This is a genomic window from Leptolyngbya sp. BC1307, from assembly GCF_002286735.1.
Lineage (GTDB): Bacteria > Cyanobacteriota > Cyanobacteriia > Phormidesmidales > Phormidesmidaceae > Phormidesmis.
Genome location: NZ_NRTA01000115.1, coordinates 1 through 2,236 on the forward strand (window position 1 = coordinate 1; position 2,236 = coordinate 2,236).

2 protein-coding genes are annotated in these 2,236 nt (G+C 48.7%); both read left to right on the forward strand.

Going from position 1 to position 2,236, the window contains the following annotated elements; all coding sequences use genetic code 11:
- Positions 1–180: 180 nt before the first annotated feature.
- Entirely contained in the window at positions 181–1,278 is a 1,098-nt protein-coding gene (locus CKL79_RS22185) for a cell death suppressor protein Lls1 (protein ID WP_121971682.1), read from the forward strand.
- 349 nt (positions 1,279–1,627) lie between these two features.
- Entirely contained in the window at positions 1,628–1,996 is a 369-nt protein-coding gene (locus CKL79_RS22190; protein ID WP_121971683.1) for a DUF2141 domain-containing protein, read from the forward strand.
- Positions 1,997–2,236 lie beyond the last annotated feature (240 nt).

Sequence of the window (2,236 nt, forward strand, 5' to 3'; positions counted from 1 at the left end):
AATAGTGCTGGAAGTGCTGATAGGCCCGCTCGTCATTGAACAAATGACGCAACGCTGCGGCATGTTTGCTCACCACTGGCGCTGGCGCAACAATCGGCAACTGCATCCTTCACCTCCTGCTCAAAACCTTTGAACCTAACGCCTAGTCTACCTCAGACGCGATATGATGATTTTTCTCTCATGAGAGCACAACACTCAAGTAAGTACATTCCTCAACAGCCGCTTGACGGTGAAGCGCATTTATCTAGCCGAGCTTGTATCGACTCTTTGCCCACAAAAGTTTGCCAAGATCTTCTCTTTGTCTATCCCGGTAAGCCGGAGAATGCGGCGCGAGTGAGCGCTCCTATCATTGAACCCTTAGAGACTGAGCCGGAAGGTTGGGTGATGCTCAATACCTTTCGTGACCTGCCCTATGACGCGCTTACTCTATTAGAGAATGTTTTGGATGTCAGCCACATTCCCTATACGCATCACAAAACGGTAAGCAAACGAGAAAACGCTGCGCCAATGCAGATGGATGTGGTTGCCTCAGATAAGCAAGGCTTCCAAGGAATTTGGCCAGAAGGCCCCCGCAAAGGCAAATTAGGAACTCAACACACAACCTTCGCAGCGCCCTCGTTGATGTACCACGATCTAACCTCCAAACAGTTTGGCAGAACGTTGACGGTGGTATACGTCACGCCTATTCGCAAAGGAGAATGCCGCGTGATTGCACGCTTTCCTTTTAAGTTTTCTTCCAAGCTGCCGAGCTTTTTTATCCGACTTACGCCTCGCTGGTATAGCCATATTAACAACAACCGAGTGTTAGAAGATGACCAAATCTTTTTGCATATTCAGGAGAGATTGATAGAGAAAGGGGGCGATGTCTCCTACGCACGAACCTGTTATCTACCAACACAAGCGGATCGCTATGTTATTGATTTTCGCAGGTGGGTGAGTAAGTTTACGGCTGACCCATTCCCCGGCCAGAGCTTGCCTCCTCAGTGGTCAACAGAAGCCTTGATGGAGCGCTATCACTCTCACACCAAACATTGCAGCAGTTGCGCTTCAGCACTTCAGCGTATTCAACAAATCCGAAAGGCAGCCCTAGTGTTGAGCATCATCCTGTGGTCTCTTCTGCCGCTGATAATCGTCGCTTCTGAACCAATTTCTTTAACCATGAGTGCTGTTTTAGTCGGGATTCCTATCGCCGCTGGCGTGTTATGGCTGTGGCTAGGCGACCTAGAGCAGAAGTTCTATCAGGGTGCAGACACGCCTCCTCGAAATTTGCCTGACTGAAGTTGTCTTGGCTATTGGACTTAGCTACTGCCGAGAATGGAATAGCCGAGCGGCAAATGCTCAAGACTATTCACATGCCTCGTTTTCGATGCATTTTAGACCTATTAGACCCTTAGCCGAGATACGGCCAATTTCGCTCACATCGGCCTGAAACCCCTATTGCTTCATAGCCTTTTTCTCAGATGCCGCTTAAAATACGTAACCAAGGACGTTCTTGCATCGTTTATAGTACAAAGGCTTGAGCGAGATGTGAGTTTTTTACGTGTATCTCGTCCAGGGGGCCGTGTAGCCTCTGCTATGTCGCTCCAGCTACTTATGTAAAGGGTCTCAAACATACAGGTAGAATCCAGTGGCCAATCTCAAGCTAGTTATCAGTCAGTTACGTAATCAAAAGGGTGAGGTTTGCATTGCCTTGTTTGAAAGCAAGGCCGGATTTCCCGAAGACGACACGCAGGCCATCTGCAACAACTGCTTTACGATTACTGAGCTGCCGATGACTGTCAGCTTCGACGTACCTCACGGTAGCTACGCGGCAAGTGTACTGCATGATGAAAACAAAGATGGTGAGCTGGAGACAGGGATGTTGGGTATTCCCAAAGAGGGCGTCGGGTTCTCTAACGATCCACGCATCATCAAAGGAACGCCTAGTTTTGAAAAGACTCGCTTCGAGTTCAATGAGGGCAATCGAGAAGTAGAGATAGCGGTTAAATATTTCTAAGCTCTACAGATAGGTTAAATCATCTTTGGGGCCTACAAAGCCGCTGGACAGCTCAACATTACTCGACGCTTTACCTACGTCACGAGTGAGCGACCGCTTTTCTTAAAATCAGTGAAGGCATCAGCGAGAAAAACTTGGGGCCTTTTGCATGTGCGCCGAGCAAAGCTCGGCTTTGTTAGCTAGGTGAAAGTCCTAGTCCTGGAAGCTATGGTCAGGCACCAGGTACTGAGTGTTGCGTTG

Coding starts and splice junctions, on each gene's coding strand:
- CKL79_RS22185 (WP_121971682.1), top strand. CDS start 181: ATGAGAGCACAACACTCAAGTAAGTACATTCCTCAACAGCCGCTTGAC.